Annotated in this window: 12 protein-coding genes; 3 read left to right on the top strand and 9 right to left on the bottom strand. The window is 57.3% G+C overall.

Features of this window, described 5'->3' with window-relative positions; all coding sequences use genetic code 11:
• Nucleotides 1-2 precede the first annotated feature (2 nt).
• From PSR62_RS01860 to PSR62_RS01835, 6 genes are all read right to left on the bottom strand, one after another.
• Entirely contained in the window at nucleotides 3-881 is an 879-nt protein-coding gene (locus tag PSR62_RS01860) for a hypothetical protein (protein ID WP_274406143.1), read from the bottom strand.
• The gene (locus PSR62_RS01855; protein ID WP_274406142.1) at nucleotides 878-1,402 is read right to left on the bottom strand and encodes a hypothetical protein; all 525 of its coding nucleotides are present in this window, start codon (nucleotides 1,400-1,402) and stop codon (nucleotides 878-880) included. Before PSR62_RS01855 ends, PSR62_RS01860 begins: the two co-directional genes overlap by 4 nt.
• 214 nt (nucleotides 1,403-1,616) lie before the next feature.
• Entirely contained in the window at nucleotides 1,617-3,110 is a 1,494-nt protein-coding gene (gene gatB, locus PSR62_RS01850) for an Asp-tRNA(Asn)/Glu-tRNA(Gln) amidotransferase subunit GatB (protein WP_274406141.1), read from the bottom strand.
• A gap of 66 nt (nucleotides 3,111-3,176) precedes the next feature.
• Nucleotides 3,177-4,043 (bottom strand): alpha/beta hydrolase, encoded by an 867-nt coding sequence (locus PSR62_RS01845; RefSeq protein WP_274406140.1) that lies wholly within the window; start codon nucleotides 4,041-4,043, stop codon nucleotides 3,177-3,179.
• Nucleotides 4,040-5,227, bottom strand: coding sequence for a dipeptide epimerase (locus PSR62_RS01840; protein ID WP_274406139.1), 1,188 nt, complete (start codon nucleotides 5,225-5,227; stop codon nucleotides 4,040-4,042). Before PSR62_RS01840 ends, PSR62_RS01845 begins: the two co-directional genes overlap by 4 nt.
• Nucleotides 5,214-6,221, bottom strand: coding sequence for an NAD-dependent epimerase/dehydratase family protein (locus PSR62_RS01835; RefSeq protein WP_274406138.1), 1,008 nt, complete (start codon nucleotides 6,219-6,221; stop codon nucleotides 5,214-5,216). The genes PSR62_RS01840 and PSR62_RS01835 overlap by 14 nt, the downstream gene beginning before the upstream one ends.
• A 580-nt stretch (nucleotides 6,222-6,801) precedes the next feature.
• On the opposite strand from PSR62_RS01835, the gene PSR62_RS01830 reads away from it, so the two are divergent.
• The 3 genes from PSR62_RS01830 (at nucleotide 6,802) to PSR62_RS01820 (ending at nucleotide 9,789) form a co-directional block, all read left to right on the top strand.
• Complete coding sequence (locus PSR62_RS01830) at nucleotides 6,802-8,037, top strand: RHS repeat-associated core domain-containing protein (RefSeq protein ID WP_274406137.1); 1,236 nt, start codon at nucleotides 6,802-6,804, stop codon at nucleotides 8,035-8,037.
• Between the two features lie 779 nt (nucleotides 8,038-8,816).
• The gene (locus tag PSR62_RS01825) at nucleotides 8,817-9,497 is read left to right on the top strand and encodes a hypothetical protein (RefSeq protein ID WP_274406136.1); all 681 of its coding nucleotides are present in this window, start codon (nucleotides 8,817-8,819) and stop codon (nucleotides 9,495-9,497) included.
• Between the two features lie 127 nt (nucleotides 9,498-9,624).
• Nucleotides 9,625-9,789, top strand: a complete 165-nt coding sequence (locus tag PSR62_RS01820) for a hypothetical protein (protein ID WP_164922373.1) — start codon at nucleotides 9,625-9,627, stop codon at nucleotides 9,787-9,789.
• 1,398 nt (nucleotides 9,790-11,187) lie between these two features.
• Here PSR62_RS01820 and uvrA read toward each other — a convergent pair.
• The 3 genes from uvrA to pgsA are packed head-to-tail and all read right to left on the bottom strand — an operon-like array spanning nucleotide 11,188 to nucleotide 15,730.
• Nucleotides 11,188-13,707 carry an excinuclease ABC subunit UvrA gene (gene uvrA / locus PSR62_RS01815; RefSeq protein WP_274406135.1) on the bottom strand — a complete coding sequence of 840 codons (2,520 nt, stop codon included), beginning with the start codon at nucleotides 13,705-13,707 and terminating at the stop codon, nucleotides 11,188-11,190.
• A complete protein-coding gene (locus tag PSR62_RS01810) occupies nucleotides 13,704-14,999 on the bottom strand; it encodes a CPBP family intramembrane glutamic endopeptidase (protein ID WP_274406134.1) in 1,296 nt (431 codons plus the stop codon). The genes uvrA and PSR62_RS01810 overlap by 4 nt, the downstream gene beginning before the upstream one ends.
• Entirely contained in the window at nucleotides 14,996-15,730 is a 735-nt protein-coding gene (gene pgsA / locus PSR62_RS01805) for a CDP-diacylglycerol--glycerol-3-phosphate 3-phosphatidyltransferase (protein ID WP_274406133.1), read from the bottom strand. The genes PSR62_RS01810 and pgsA overlap by 4 nt, the downstream gene beginning before the upstream one ends.
• Nucleotides 15,731-15,852: the final 122 nt, after the last annotated feature.

Genomic DNA, 15,852 nt, shown 5'->3' with positions numbered 1-15,852 from the left:
TTTCATTCACTCACGCCTGGGGTCGTGTGGGTTTCCAGTGCGGAAGGGGTTTCAGCTTGGGTGCCTGCTCGAGGCAACCATCCGGCCAGCGACAAACCGATCAGCGGGCTCAACACAGAGAACAGCATGAAATTCGAGAACAAGGCAATGGAAGTGAACACGATCGCTCCAATGATCGCTGCCCAGCGAGCGGGAAGCAACCAAACCCCCAGGCCCGCGAAAGTTTCAATCAAAACCACTTTGCGACTGTAGAACGTCGCGATGGAGCGAAGCGTTTCGGTGTCAAAGTTGGAACGCAAAAAGTTGAAGACCCAAAAGTCTCGGTCGAGAAAATAGATTTCCCACAACACATCGCCGGACCAGTATTCCGCCGTCCATTTCCCGGAGGCTCCTCCCAGCAACACCACCGAAACGATCACGCGGCTGAGGACGCTTGCCTTGCGGCCGAGTTCCTCTGGCGAGTCGATTTCCAGCCGCGTGGTGTACCAAAACGCCCACAGGCTGCACCACCAAAACGTGACGAAGGTCATGTCGTTGTAGCTGCCCTGATGCCAGATCATCACCGTCGCGGAGATCCACGTCACGGCAGCGGCGAAGCATCGCGGCCCGCGTTGTTCTGTGATCCATGCGGCAACAACCGAGATGGCCGCTGTTAGAAAGGCAACTCGCAACACCGTCGCCGATTGCAACCAAGTCGGGAAGAAGTCATGCTGGATCGGGATGGCTTCATAGATTCGATCGGCCAACAAGTAAAACGTCCACTTCCAAAACAGGCCCAGCATCATGCCGGCCCATGTTAGATGGAGCGGCGTCAGGGGCGTCCAGGACAGTTTCTTGAGAAGCGTTGAAAGCTGCCTCCCGAATTGGGCGACGAGATTCATTGCGCTGAATCCTCGGCCAGCGTCATTCGCCACATCCCGGAGTCATCGCAGGACAACTCGTACATTGATTGCAACGATTCGCCACGGTAATGCGATTCCAGCACCAGCCAACGCGGTTCGCCGTCCTGCAGGTAGCGGACTCGCCCGTTGGCGAAGGTGAATTCACGGGTGGGGTAATGGTTGATGGTTCGTGTTGCCAAGACGCCCAGTCCGGTCGCATCCTCATCCAAGGGTGACAACCAAAGCGGATCGACCAACCCGGCCAGTTCAGCTTCCGGCGGCAAGTCCCGAATTTCGGTGGTGTTCTTGAAGTTGTACATCGCCGGAATCGGCGTCTGGATCGCCCACCAAGCGAACGATGGTGTTCGCAAGTGGAACCGCTGCATCGTGGACTGAATGATCGGCGGGCACACGGGCATCAGCAACAACCAAACGGCGACGATTGCTGCGACGGCGAGCAGGATGCGATATCCCCAATCCGGCTTCGTTGGAAGCGTCGAAGGTTTCGCAGAAGCGTTCATGGGGCCATGCCGATGGAAGAAATTCGACGGGCGCGGTCGGTCAACGACATCACGCCGAGTGGGAATATTCAAACGTACCCCACACCCCATCATCGGCATTGGACGAGGCGGTTCTGCGACATCACGTCACCGTTCCAGTTGCCGCCGGATCCAGACCGAAACGATTGTGCGGGTTGTGCAGGAACGCCGTCGTTGTCCACTGGCTGTCGGGCGACTACATCTTCGCGATCAGGTCGATCAGCAATTGGCGGACGGCCTGCGGGGATGCGTTGGGGTTCTTCTTTTTGGCTTGTCCGATCAAGGCTCCGACCGCTTGTTGCTTGCCGCCCTGCACGTCCTCGACGACTTGTGGGTTGGCCGCCAACAGTTCCTTGCACAGTGATTCCAGCGCATCGTCGTCGACCGCTTCGATGCCCAAGGACTTGGTGGCTTGGTCGATCGTTTCGTCATGCGTGAGCAAGTGCTCAAACACATCGCGAGCCCGATTGTTGTCCAGTTTTCCGTCGGCAATCATCCGAATCAGTTCCCCGAGTCGCTCGGCCGGCACAGGGAAGGCATCGATGTCGAGGTTGCGTTCCTTCATCGTTCGCATGACGTCCTGCATCATCCACGATGCTGTGCGACGTCCGTCGCCGCTGGCTTTCACGGCGGTCTCGAAGTATTCGATCACGTCGGGACCTTGGTTGACGATCACCTCGGCGTCATACGGTTTGATGCGGTGCTGCGTCTGCAGTCGCTCGCGAGTCACGGCGGGCAATTCGCCCAACGATTCGGCAATGGAATCCACGTATTCGCGAGGCAGGCGAACGGGCAGCAAATCGGGATCGGGGAAGTAACGGTAGTCCGCTGACTCTTCTTTCTCGCGTTGAGCAAACGTTTGCTCGGCGGAGTCATCCCAACCACGAGTGGTCTTGGGAGAGTCATCGATCGTTTGGCGGTTTTCTTCCCACGCGACGAGCTGGCGTTGCACTTCGTAGTCAATCGATCGCTGAACGTTTCGGAAGCTGTTGAGGTTCTTGATTTCAACGATCGGCGTCGCGATCTTTTTGCCTTCGACGTCGATGTGCAGGTTCACATTGGCATCCACTCGCAGGCTGCCTTCTTGCATTTCGCAATCGGAAACCTTCAGGTGAGTCAGCAGCAACTTCAGTTCGCTCAGGTAAGCCCTGGCCTCATCGGCAGACCGGAGGTCCGGTTGGCTGACGATTTCCAACAGAGGTGTGCCGCATCGGTTGAGGTCGATCTTGGTGTCGCTGATGCCCGAAGCTTCATCGTGCATGCTCTTGCCAGCGTCCTCTTCCAAGTGCGCCCGTACAAGCCTGATTCGGCGTTCGGTCTCGCCATCGTCGGTGCTGATTGTCAGGTACCCATCGGCACAGATCGGCAAATCAAACTGGCTGATCTGATAGCCCTTCGGCAAATCGGGGTAGAAGTATTGCTTGCGGTCCCACTTGGTCAGCGGGGGAATGTCGCAATTGAGCGCCAATCCGGTTTTGACGGACAACGCGATCGCCTCCCGGTTCATCACGGGTAGCGCTCCGGGCATCCCCAGGCAAACCGGGCAAACCTGAGTGTTGGGCGGGGCACCAAATTCGGTGGTGCACCCACAAAACAGCTTGGTTCGTGTTTTGAGTTGGACGTGGACTTCCAGCCCGATGATGGTCGTGACGGGATGTTTTTGGCAGGCCAAGATCGCGGAGGCAGTCATGCGGTGAGCCGGTGAGTCAGGAAAAACGGAGATTCACCGGCAATATCCCGCATCCTTCCCATGGGCTCAATCCCCAGCCGTTTTGCGAGCGACCCGAGTCACCCAATTCGTCAGATCACGAAAATAGGGCCGCGGGTCCGGTTCGAACTCAAATGTGTGGGCGGCCTGGTCGTAACACGTGCATTCTTTGTCGCTCGCCGCCATTCGATCAAACATTTCGCGTGTTTTCGCGTTGTCGACGATCCGGTCCTGTCCCGCCAGCACCAACCAGGTCGGCGTGCGGATCGTCGGGACCACTTCCCGAGCGTGCTGGGTCAGTTTCCGGTCTTCCAACGCGAATCGAACACTGACTTTTCGCAGCGTCAGCGAATCCTTTTGGATGAACGATTGCCAGCGAGCGACTCCCGTGAACAACGCGGGGTCCTTCAGCGGAATCGGAACCCGCAGACCGCCCAGGCCGATTCGCGAAAGTCCGCCGAGCAATCGGTACTTGGCTGGCGAAGGAAACTGCGCCGCGTGGATTCCAGGGCAAACCAGTGCCAACCCATCGATCAGATCAGGACGCTCGGCGGCCAGCACGGATGCCAGTTTGCCGCCCCAACTGATCCCGCCCAGGATCAACGGAACGTCGCGCGGTTGAGATTCTAGAAACAGGACCACGTCGTCAATCCACAACCGCCAGTCATCGACATCGCCACGCCGAGACGGGTTGCCTCCCGAGCCGCGACGGTCCAGGAAGTGGACTTCCAATCCGTTCTGAGCGAGAGCATCGCAACTGGCCAAATACCATCCCGAGTGGCTGACGATGCCGTGCAAAAACACCACGCGACCGCGCGGACGAGTTACTCTCCATCGCCGCGACATCAATCGCAACCGACCGGCACCGTCGAACATTTCGATTTCGCACTGTGGCGATTGCTGCGTGCCATTCATTGAGCATTGCCCACAAACGTGCGTTCCGCTTTCGCGTTCTGCCGCAACCAATCTTCGCGAATCGTGACTCCCAGGCCTGGTGAATCGAGTGCCGGTGCCCAGCCGCCGTATCGGAACGTGATGTCCTCCTGCGTTGGCAAAGCGGTCAGCAAGTGTCGATCGTACGAACCTTCGAGGTATCGAATGTCGCGAACGGAGCTGGCCCAGTGTCGGCCGGCTGCCGAGAGGACACCGGACTCGCCGGGATGACACCCGAGTTGACAACCAAGCCCCGATGCTCGGGCGAGCGCGGCCAATCGAAGGCAACTCAAGAAGCCACCGCACTTGGAAAGCCGAAGGTTGAACAGGTCGCAAGTTCCCAGCTCGATGGCCCGCTTGGCATCCATGCGGCTGGTCAATGATTCGTCCAGCATGATCGGAACGCCAATCGATTCGCGAAGCGACGCAAGGGCATCGACCTCATCGTGAGCCACCGGTTGCTCGATGCAAGTCACACCGAACTCGCGAAGCGGACGCATCTTCTCGATGACTTCCTCGGGACGCCAAGCTTCGTTGGCATCCAACCGCAGGTCCACGTTTCGGCCAATCCAGCGTCGAATGCGAGCGACACGTGACGGGTCGTCTTGCCCGTTCACACCGACTTTGATTTTGCACTGAGCGAACCCATAGGCACGCATTTTAAGAGCGGAGATGCGCTCGCTTTTGGCACCCGAGGATGTGATTGTGGTGGAGTAGCGAACGCGAGGTTGTTTCAGATGGATCTCTGCTGCTTCGGCAACGTGCGGCACCACCGCGCTGACAGGTTGCCCGAAGTGCTTGCCAAACGCATCGAGCAAACTGAGTTCGACCGCGCATCGCAGCGAATTGGAACCGCATCCACGAGGATCATCGGCTTCGTTGTGAAATTCCAATCCATCGCAGATCGAAATCACATCCGACCAATTGGATGCCGGTCGCATCAGTGCAGGTTGCAGATCGGATTGCGACAGTTGTTGCAAGCATCCTTCGGGTGTTTCCCCCGTCACGTAAGGTCGCGGGACGCCTTCGCCCCAGCCGATTGTGCCGTTGGACAATTTGCATCGGATCAGCAGGTTGATGCTTTCCGTTCGCGTGAACGAAGCGTGTTTGATTTCGCGTTTGAGCGGCAGCGGAACCAGGAACGCGGTGAGTTCAGTGACTTGCATTTTCTGCCGCCCACTTCAGTGCGTCTTGGATTCCTTCACGAAAATCGATTCGCGGTTGATAGCCGAGCAAGCGTTTGGCTTTCTCGATGCTGAAGTCCAAATTCAGCGTCATGAACTTCATCGTCGCTCCGGTCAGCAAAGGTGGCTCGTCCGCACCGCGAATTCGGCCGTAGGTTTCAAGAACCGGGCGAGCGACTTTGGCGAACCATAGCGGAACACGTTTGGGAGGTGGAAGCTCAAGGAAGTCTGCCACCGCGCCGAGGAATTCCGCTCGCGTGACCAAACGCTCGTCTCGCAAGTTGAAGGTCTCACCCACCGCCGCGTCGTGGTCGATGCACAGCAACAATCCGTCGATGAGGTTGTCGATGTTGGTGTTGTTGAGCACTCGCTGGCCGTCGCCGATCATCCGGATCGAACCGTTTCGGAATCGCTGCATCAGCCTTGGCAAGATCCGTCGATCGCCTTCGCCATACGTGAATCCGGGGCGAGCGATCACGGTTGGCATGCCGTCTTTTTCATGAGCGGCATTCACGAGTCCTTCCGCGAGTGCTTTCGTGTGGGTGTAGCCATCGAAACCGCGAAGGTCGACGGGCGTGGTTTCATCGGTTCCGAAGTGGTGCTTGGCTTGGTAGACACCGAGTGCACTGAGGTGAACGAGCCGACGCAATCGATCCGAGCCTGAGGCAAAACGCAGCAGGTCCTCGACTGCATCCAAGTTGATCGCTCGGTAGGTCGACACCGGCCCCCAATCGCCCACATGAGCCGCGGTGTGAACGATCACGTCGCTCTTGCGAATCGCGTTCTGGTACGCAGCATTGGGATCGGTCAAATCCGAATCCACCCACTCCACATCGCAGCCATCCAGGACCGAACGATCCGATCCCGATCGCACGACCGCCCGCACGTGGTGCCCCGCAGCCGCCGCACGTCTCACCACCGGGGCACCGATCATGCCGGTCGCTCCGGTCACCAGAATGCTATCGGGATGAGGCATGGTGACAAAAAGCCTGTTGTTCGCGGGGTTATGGCGGGGAAATCTTCGGAACTGGGTCGTTGCAAGGTCAACGAAAACGCAAGCCTAATCATGGCGCACGTCGTGGGAACCCACCCTGCCTCATCGAAGCCTTGATCTCAATCGAAAACGGATGCACAGACGACGAGAAATTGCGAGGGCATTTTGCGCCAAACAAGATTCTTCCTACTCTCTGAACGGTCGTGCTGGGCAACTGGGATGTTCACACCAAGGGGGCATTCTGCGAATGCCTTCATTTTAAGCAGTTGAGCTAAGGGATTGAGCAGCAGCGTCGGCAAAGAATATGCGGCGAGAGCGAAACCCGCTGAAACACGAGGGATCAATTTCTAAATCGCATCTCTGCAAAACGCTTTCAACAAAAGGCTTACGGACGCTGACGAAGGCTACCGCGCCAAGAAATCGTTCCAACGGAATGTAGATTGCGGTCGAGTGAACTCCATCGCTCGGTACTCATCCGCCACAGTGACGCCAGTTGCGTCCGTTGCAACCACCGATCTGCTATTTGACTCGATGGGGCGGCTTACCTCACTTGATCACGAAGATGGAGAACAACGATGAAGGAAACTCAACTGTCAAGACACGAGTCAGTTCGGATCCCGCTGACGACAAAACGGTGACTTACACCTGGGACCATCGCAATCGTTTGATTTCCATCACCAACAAAGACAACTCGGGCACCGTGACTCAGGTTGTCGAGCACACATACGACGTGCTTGACCGGCGAGTGAGCATGAGTGTGGATCTCGACGGAGCGGGGCCGCTTCCAGAGCAGATCACTCGCTACATCTACAGTGGAACCGATATTCTAGCAATTAGCGATGAATCAGGGTCGATCACCCGACGAATGCTTCACGGTCCCGCAGTCGACCAAGTTTTTGCGATCGAAGACGATTCCACCGGTGACACGCTCTGGGCACTCTCTGATCAATTAGGCAGCGTCCGCGACGTGGTCGATTCTGATGGCACGGTTGAGAACCATCTTGTCTACGACGCCTACGGAAACGTAGTCAGCGAAACAGACACCGACGTCGATTTCCTTTACGGCTTCACCGGCAGGGAACGAGACGAAGCCAGCGGATTGAACTACCACCGGGCTCGCTATTTCGATACCAGCAATGGTCGTTGGATGAGCCAGGACCCGATTGGGTTCAAGGCAGGAGAATACAATTTATATCGATATGTTGGAAATGCTACAACTGTACGAACGGATCCCAGCGGCCTTGAAGCGTATCAGCCATTGCCCAAGGTCAACACAACAGGTACGCAAGGTGGGACTCCAGTACGCCCCACCGGCAGCGGCGAGGCAATTAACATTTATGGAGAAGACGAAAACCATTTGTATAAGGACTTTGCAACCGACCCGAAATACGTAGATTATACGGTCGAGCGACCTGGCGGTGTCTATTATGTTGTGAGACCTCTGACCGAAAGATTAGAAGAGGATTCGGTTTCAGATATGGTTATCCGACACTCACCAATGTACCCGGTAACCTGGAGAGAAATTGTTAGGATAGCTAAACCGGTCGCTGTCTTGACGATAGCCGGACCAGAGAAAGAAGTCCAAGAGACGTGGTCGAATATCAACGAGCTGAAGATCGTAAATGAGTTTGAAGAATTAACTTTCCCTAGGCCGTTTGTCTATACTCACCAAAGGAACGGCATGGAGATAACGGAAGAAATGGCTCCTTCGCGATACATTACCGTTCAGTTTGGCCAAAATCCTATTTACATAGGTCCGAACGGAAACGAAGCTCCAACCAACAGTCAAATTGATTAGCGATCTAATGATAAGTCGCCAAAGGTCAACAGGAGTATCCAAGCATAGGTTTTTGGGCAGGCAATCCATCTGTTCATTGCTTACAGTATCGGCAATCATCGCTGCAATGCTTGTCGCAGCCAAGCCATATCTACCACGAAACACCACTGTAGAATGGCTGCCTTTTAATGAAAAGGCTTTTCGTGCGGCACTCGCGGACAATCGAGTTGTGCTAGTGCTTTACTCGCCGTCGTACAGTAGCGATTCCGCTCTCGGGACAAAATTTGCAAACGACACAGTGCTTGCTCGTCGACTATCCGGTGCAAATGTCTTGACACAGGTAGTCGAATTCAATGGGTGGGAAGCCCCTTCCTACAACTCGAGCGTGTCCAGTTTTCGAGCAGGGAAATTACCGTTCTATGTTGTTTATACTCATGACGAATCGCCTCGTAGGTTCGAGCTAAACCAGATGGATAAACTCAGACGCGTGTTTGAGCCAGATCGACTTGGTGTATTTTTAATTTCTCTGCTTGCGGTAGTGTTTAGCGTTTGGTCAGGGCGGATCAAAGGGGGCGGAGGGAGATTGACCAAGGTGCTGCACCGGAGCAGAGGTCCGTCGCCCTGACGTCGACTTCTGGGTCCAGCAGCGACACGATGCTTCCGTCTGATCTCGTCGGAGGAAACGATGCTGCCCGGCGAAGGTGAATGGATGGTGGACGGCGCCCTCCACGCCTTGATTGCCGTTGAAGGGCAAGAGCTTGAAATGCGGATCGTAAAGGCCGGGATACATAAACGTTAGATTGCTTCAGAAGATCCGAAGCGGCAAACATCTGTTTTTACAAAGCAAGGAATTTTCGATGGTGTCGAACGCGAGACAGACACAAGATTCGCCTGCATTTTCAATCCTTGCAGGCATCGCAATTGTTCTTTTCTGCACACGACTTCCGGCTGCAGACCCTCCTCAATCAGAGCGAAGCCTGTCACAACTAATTGACAGTAAACGCTACACACCGTTGGAGAGGAATTTCTTTCAACTTGTCCTGAGTAACACAGAGCCTGATTCGGAAAAACTTAAGGAAATTACTCTTGGAAGGTTTCAGGCTATGCGCATGGTTTCGGCGTTTCCGGGACGAACTAATGACGAGGTCGTCTTTGTTTTTAGCGAGCTAGCCTACCCCGATGCAGCAGATTATGCCATTCAGACAATTGCAGCTTTTGTTACAGAGGAAGGAATTGTGCATTGGCAACTTATCTGCCCATCATCAGCCAGCATTGTCAGCATTCGCCGCTCCGCGAAGAGCGTACACATCGAAGCGATTGCTAACTGGATTGTAAGGAAGAACGTGTTTGAGTATCGAATCGAAAAGAACGGCCTCTCTCTTGTCGGATCTCAAGTGCTGACGGTTGAAGATGAGGACTCACCTTTGTTGCGTCGGCAAACGTATCTTGAGAGCAACGCCAAACCTGGACCTGCGAAATAGGCGGATCAAAGGGGACGGGGGTAAATTGCCCAAGGTGCTGCACCGGAGCAGCGGTCCGTCGCCCTGACGTCGACTTCTGAGTCCAGCAGCGACAGGACGCTGCCGCATGATTCGGTCGGGTGCAACGATGCCTCACAACGAAGGTGAATGGATGGTGGACGGCACCCTCCACGCCTTGCTCGACTGGGATGAAGAAGTCGAGTATCAAGGTGTTCGAGCGTCGCCCAGGGATGTTGCTGCTTGGTTGGCGGATCAGCATCGCCTGGGATGCAGTTCTTGCGGGAGATATTGAATCGATTTGCGAGCACGTTCAGTTGTAGGAAGCCGCCGTGTCGTTCTAGCGTTTTCGCATCGCCGGATGTTTCTCGTTGAAATCGTCTTGCCGCGAGCATGAGCGAGGTCGATGAACCAACGAGCAAGACAACGAGCCATGCGTGACGATCGTAGCTTGGGCACCCTCGCCTGTCCGTCTGAGTGTTCTCGGCCCCTCATCGAATCCACGCCGGCCCCATCCGGGGCGATTTCATTTGGTTCATCAACAGCCTCGGGGCTCCCGCCCCGAGCTATTGACGCGGACTCCTCCGGAGTCATCCACGAATTCGCCCTGGAAGGGGCTGGCTTGCTTGTCTCGGATGGAAACCTCGAGACTCAGTTCAGCCAGTGGAAGAAAGGGGACGGAGGTCGATTGACCAAACTTCTGCACCAGAGCGGAGCCCCTTCGCCCTGGCGTCGATTTCTGAGTTCAGCAGCGTCAGGACGCTTCGGCATGACTTGGCCGGGTGAAACGATGCCGCCCGGCAAAGGTGAATGGATGGTGGAGGGCACCCTCCAGCCACGGCGGTAAGTATCCGGTGCGTGAAGTGCGAAGCGTTGGTCGGCCGTTTCTCGTTGAAATCGTCTTGCCGCCGAGCATGAGCGAGGTCGATGAACCAACGAGCAAGACAACGAGCCATGCGTGACGATCGTAGCTTGGGCACTTCTGCCCGTCCGCCTGAGTGTTCTCGGCCCCTCATCGAGTCAACGACGGCCCCATCCGGGGCGATGTTATGTGGTTCATCGGCAGCCTCGGGGCTCCCGCCCCGAGCTATTGACGCGGACTCCTCCGGAGTCATCCACGAATTCGCCCTGGAAAGGGCTGGCTTGCTTGCCTCGGGATAGAAACCTCGAGACTCAGCTCAGCCGGTGGAAGAAATGGGACGGAGGGCGATTGACCAAATGTCTGCACCAGAGCGGAAGCCCGTCGCCCTGGTGTCGGCTTTCGAGTTCAGCAGCATCAGGACGCTTCGGCATGACTTGGCCGGGTGAAACGATGCCGCCCGGTAAAGGTGAATGGATGGTGGAGGGCACCCTCCGGCCACGTCGGTAAGTATCCGGTGCGTGAAGGGCGAAGCGTTGGTCGGCCGTTTCTCGTTGAAATCGTCGTGCCGCGAGTATGAGCGAGGTCGATGAACCGACGAGCAGGGCAACGACCATGCGTGACGATCGTAGCTTGGGCACTCCTGCCTGTCCGTCTGAGTATTCTCGACCCCTCATCGAATCCACGCCGGCCCCATCCGGGGCGATGTCATTTGGTTCATCAGCAGCCTCGGGGCTCCCGCCCCGAGCTATTGACGCGGACTCCTCCGGAGTCATCCACGAATTCGTCCTAGAAGGGGCTGGCTCGCTTGCCTCGGGGTGGAAACCTCGAGACTCACTTCAGTCGCAGGAATTTTCCGGTGGCGGATTCGGGGCAGGCGGCGATGGTTTCCGGCGGGCCTTCGGCGAGCAGGTGGCCGCCTTGGGAGCCGCCGCCGGGGCCGAGATCAAGCAGCCAGTCGCAGGCGGCCAGCAGATCGGATTGGTGTTCGATCACAAGGACCGTGTTGCCGGCTTCGACCAAGCGATCGAGCACGACGAGCAGACGCTGCACATCAGCAAAGTGCAAACCGGTCGTTGGTTCGTCGAGCACGTAAAACGTTTTGCCGGTTGCCGGTCGCGCGAGCTCCGTGGCCAGTTTGATCCGTTGGGCTTCGCCACCGCTGAGCGTGGTGCTGGATTGCCCCAGTGTCACATAGCCCAGTCCAACGTCGACGAGCGACGTCAGCAAGTGATGGACTTTCGGCACGTTCTCAAAGAACTCTTGGGCCGCGTCGATGGTCATGCCGAGCACGTCGGCGATCGTGGCTCCCTTGAACCGGACTTGCAGCGTTTGGCGGTTGAAACGTTTGCCGCCGCAGCGTGAACACTCGATCAACAAGTCGCTCAGGAAATTCATCTCGATGCGTTCGAAGCCGTTGCCTTTGCAGACGTCGCAGCGACCGGCCGGACTGTTGAAGCTGAATCGATTCGCGGCGAACCCAAGCGTCTTGGCCTCCCGTGTGCTCGCGTAGACTTGCCGAATCGGATCCATGACACCGGCGTAGGTGGCGGGGCAACTTCGCGTCGTTCGGCCGATGGGTGTTTGGTCGATGGGAACCAGTTTGTCGATGTGCTGAGCACCGGTCAGCCGTTTGTGGGGGCCGGGTTGGTCGGCGACCAATTCCAGCTTGGCAGCCAGAGCTGGGTAGAGCGTGTCGACAATCAGCGAGCTCTTTCCGCTGCCAGAAACACCGCTGACCCCGACCAAGCATCCCAGCGGGATTTTCGCGGTGACGTTTTGCAAGTTGTTCAGTGTTGCGCCGCTGAGCGTTAATTGATGCGATTTGCGAGGTGTGCGTCTTGGTCGGTCCAGTCCAATCTTCGAACGTCCGGACAGGTAGGCTCCCGTGGGGCTGGATTCATCGTCGGCGACTTCTGCCGCGGTGCCTTGGCTGACCAACCGGCCGCCATGGCGACCTGCACCGGGGCCGATGTCGATGACATGGTCCGCGGCTTGGATGGTGTCTTCGTCGTGCTCCACAATCACGATGGTGTTGCCGGCGGTCTGCAATTCTTTGATCGCGGCGAGCAACCGGTGGTGGTCAGCGGGATGCAGTCCAATCGAAGGTTCGTCCAGGACGTAGCAGACGCCAACCAGGCCGCTGCCAATGCTGGTGGCCAGACGGACGCGTTGCATTTCGCCGCCGCTGAGCGTTTCCGCTGAACGGTCCAGGGTCAGGTAGTCGACACCGACACGTCGCAAGAAATCGATGCGGCGGACGACTTCGGATTGAATCGGAGCGGCGACTTTTTGTTGCAATGCATCGAGTGGCTTGGCAACGTTTTCCATCCACGACTGGGCGTCCGGCAACGGCATCCGGCACAGGGCATCAATGGACACGTCGTGAATCGTGACGGCCAGCGATTCCGCTTTCAGTCGCCCGCCCTCGCAAGTCGAACAGGTCACCATGTGCGACTTGTCGCCGCGGACGGCAACTTTGCCAAGGCCTTGGCAAGTCGGGCAGGCACCGTAGGGACTGTTGAAGCTGAACGTTCGTGGTTCCAGCTCTTCGAAACTTTCACCACACTCCAAGCAAGTCATCGAAGTGCTGAAAAGTTTGGTTTCTGGTTCGCCGTCCCCGCGATCGATCAAGGCCGAGCACATTCCTCCAGCAAGCCGCAACGCCAAGCGAGTCGACTCGTCCAGTCGAGCGGCGACGCCGTCTTTGATGATCAGTCGGTCGACGATCGCTTCGATCGTGTGGTTCTTGCGGACGGCAAGCGGAGGCACATCTTCGAGCAGATACATTTCGCCATCGACGCGAGCACGCACCAATCCGTGGCCGGCGATTTGTTCCAATACATCCGCGTGAGCCCCTTTGCGGCCACGAACCATGGGGCTCATCAAGGTCAGCTTGGTGCGATCGGGCAGAGCCGCCAATGTCGCAACAATGCGATCGGGCGTTTGCGTGCTGATCGTGCTGCCGCAGGCGACGCAGTGAGGAACACCCACTCGCGCGTACAGCAGACGCAGGTAGTCGTAGATCTCGGTGATCGTGGCGACGGTGCTGCGAGCCGAGTGCGAACCGCTCTTTTGATCGATTGACAATGTCGGTGCCAACCCGTCGATCCAGTCCACATCGGGACGTGGGATGGCGTCGAGGTATTGCCGGGCATAAGTCGACAAGCTGTCGATGTATTGCCGTTGGCCTTCCGCGAAAAGTGTGTCGAACGCGAGCGAACTCTTGCCGCTGCCGGAGACTCCCGAGATGACCGTGATCGCGTCGCGAGGGATGTCGACGTCGAGGTTGAGAAGGTTATGAACCCGGGCACCTCGAATACGAATCAAGTTGTCCGTGGACGGTGACATCATGCCCGCGACATCTCGATCAAAGTCATCACCATGGTCAGTCCGTTGAGCACGAAGTGGACGATGATCGGTGGGATCAGCGAACCGGTTTGCCGATACAGATAACCCAGCCCCAGTGACAAAAAGAACAGTGGGATCGGTGCGAGGCCCTGGCCCCAATGCAGCAACGCAAACACGAGGCTGGCGGCGAAGACGGGCCAAATCGCAGTGGGCGTCCAGTCGTTTGAATCCACCTTCAGTGAAACGGCGGTGGCGGCCAGGGATGCCGTTTCGTCAGTGGACTCCTCTGTGTCCGCGACGCCATACGCAAATTCGTTTCCGGGCGTTTCGATTGAAGCGACAGCCGGATCCAGGGATTTTCGAACGATCGCGAGTCGCCAATCGGCCAAGCGTTGCAGCCCACCTTGCAGCAAGCCACGGATCCAGAACTCCTCGACCACGGGGGTCACCAGAGCGGTAGTGATGAACAGCAGAGCAAAGACGCCGTAGTTCGGGCCGGCGTCCGCTTCGTCCGGTTGGAGAGCGTCCAAGACCGGGTGCGAATAATCCTGCATGATTGAGACCAAGGTCATGATCAACATCGTCGGCGGCAGAATCATCAACGCGGATCGAAAACCGAGACTGATGTCGCCACGTTGTGGAATCAGGCCAATTCGCGAAATTGCTTCGCGGTGGTTCAAGCACAACATCGCCAGCGTGATCAAGGTCGCCGACAACATCCCCAGCGAACTCAATGTCAGTTGCGGGACGGAGAGCCCCGGAGTGGTGGCCGCTTCGGTTTCTTCGACGGGGTCTGATTCCGTTGCCGCCACTTCGTTGACTTGATCCGTCGTCGGTTCCGACGGATCCGTTGCGACCAAGGGTTCCGATGACGAATCCAACAGGACAGCGGTGTCAGTGACGGCTGGTCGTTCGATCCAGCCAGCAAACTGAAACGCACCTTGCAGCAAGGAGGTGCTGAAGATCAACGCCCCGATGAAGACCACGAAGTAGATCACCGACCAAAACGGGAGGTGCCTGGCACGGACCGGGACAAAGGCTTTTTCACCAAACGGTCGATGCCCGCGATAAAGCATCCGGATCCAACGCGACAGCGAGGTCGCGAACGCCAAGAGAATCAGGATCGACAAGATCGACAGCGCGATCTCGGTCGGGCCCAGTTCGACCACTTCTGCCGTGTCGGCCGCGATCTCGCCCAAGGCAGGTGATTCGGCCGAGTCCGTTGGCAAGGCAACTTCGCCTTGCGCCAGGAATGACCGCGCCCACCATGACGCCGGTGCCAATCCGAAACTCATTGGGTTGGGAGTTCGTTGGAAACGGAGCGAAGGTCGGCGTCATCGCGTGGCGACGCCGGGTTCTTGTTCGAGGGGCCTTCGTTGGCGTCGGGATTGTTTTCGGAGGGCATGGCTTGCGAAGAATCGGGGGTGGCGGGAGTGACCGTGGGATCGGCAGGGACTTCGAGACCCGCCTCGGACTGCATCACTCGTGCGGCGATCAGGGTGTAGTCCACACCGGAGTAAACCGTCAATCCAATGGCTCCCCAGAGTAAAACCCAGGTCGTCCAGCTCAGCCACAGCGGCAGCGGGGTGACAATGTACGTTAGCAACACGGCAACAACGGCGGCGCACTGCAGCACCATTTTCCATTTTCCCAGCCAGCTGGCTGAGAAATCGCCTCCGGCACCTTCGATGATGCCTCGCAAACTGGTGACCAGCAATTCGCGAGCAATCACGATCGTGGCCATCCAGGACGCGACTGGGCTGTCGGGGACCTCGACCAAAGCGATGAAGGAACCGCAGATGATGATCTTGTCAACGAACGGATCGAAGATTCTTCCGAGCTTGGTGACTTGCCCGTATTTGCGAGCCCAGTAACCGTCCATCCAGTCGGTCGAGGCCGCGATCAGAAAGACGATCATGGCGGCCATGTACATGCCCGCTGGGATCAACACCATCACCGCGATCGCCAACACAAACCGTGCTGTCGTCAGTGCATTGGGGACGTTGTAGATCGAAGGACCAGCCATGAGGCGACCAAAATCAAGGGGAACAAACGAGCGAGTGAGCAGTGGCGGTGAGGGAATGGTTGGAAAAGAGGTGTCAGAGACCTTTTGCCGGGACCGCCCTGCGGGTGCTGTGCACAAAAGGT

Source organism: Rhodopirellula sp. P2 (assembly GCF_028768465.1).
GTDB lineage: Bacteria > Planctomycetota > Planctomycetia > Pirellulales > Pirellulaceae > Rhodopirellula.
Note: the sequence above shows the minus strand (reverse complement) of the source record. Positions and strands in the feature narration are given on the sequence as shown.

Coding starts and splice junctions, on each gene's coding strand:
- PSR62_RS01860 (WP_274406143.1), bottom strand. CDS start 881: ATGAATCTCGTCGCCCAATTCGGGAGGCAGCTTTCAACGCTTCTCAAG.
- PSR62_RS01855 (WP_274406142.1), bottom strand. CDS start 1,402: ATGAACGCTTCTGCGAAACCTTCGACGCTTCCAACGAAGCCGGATTGG.
- gatB (WP_274406141.1), bottom strand. CDS start 3,110: ATGACTGCCTCCGCGATCTTGGCCTGCCAAAAACATCCCGTCACGACC.
- PSR62_RS01845 (WP_274406140.1), bottom strand. CDS start 4,043: ATGAATGGCACGCAGCAATCGCCACAGTGCGAAATCGAAATGTTCGAC.
- PSR62_RS01840 (WP_274406139.1), bottom strand. CDS start 5,227: ATGCAAGTCACTGAACTCACCGCGTTCCTGGTTCCGCTGCCGCTCAAA.
- PSR62_RS01835 (WP_274406138.1), bottom strand. CDS start 6,221: ATGCCTCATCCCGATAGCATTCTGGTGACCGGAGCGACCGGCATGATC.
- PSR62_RS01830 (WP_274406137.1), top strand. CDS start 6,802: ATGGAGAACAACGATGAAGGAAACTCAACTGTCAAGACACGAGTCAGT.
- PSR62_RS01820 (WP_164922373.1), top strand. CDS start 9,625: ATGCCTCACAACGAAGGTGAATGGATGGTGGACGGCACCCTCCACGCC.
- uvrA (WP_274406135.1), bottom strand. CDS start 13,707: ATGATGTCACCGTCCACGGACAACTTGATTCGTATTCGAGGTGCCCGG.
- PSR62_RS01810 (WP_274406134.1), bottom strand. CDS start 14,999: ATGAGTTTCGGATTGGCACCGGCGTCATGGTGGGCGCGGTCATTCCTG.
- pgsA (WP_274406133.1), bottom strand. CDS start 15,730: ATGGCTGGTCCTTCGATCTACAACGTCCCCAATGCACTGACGACAGCA.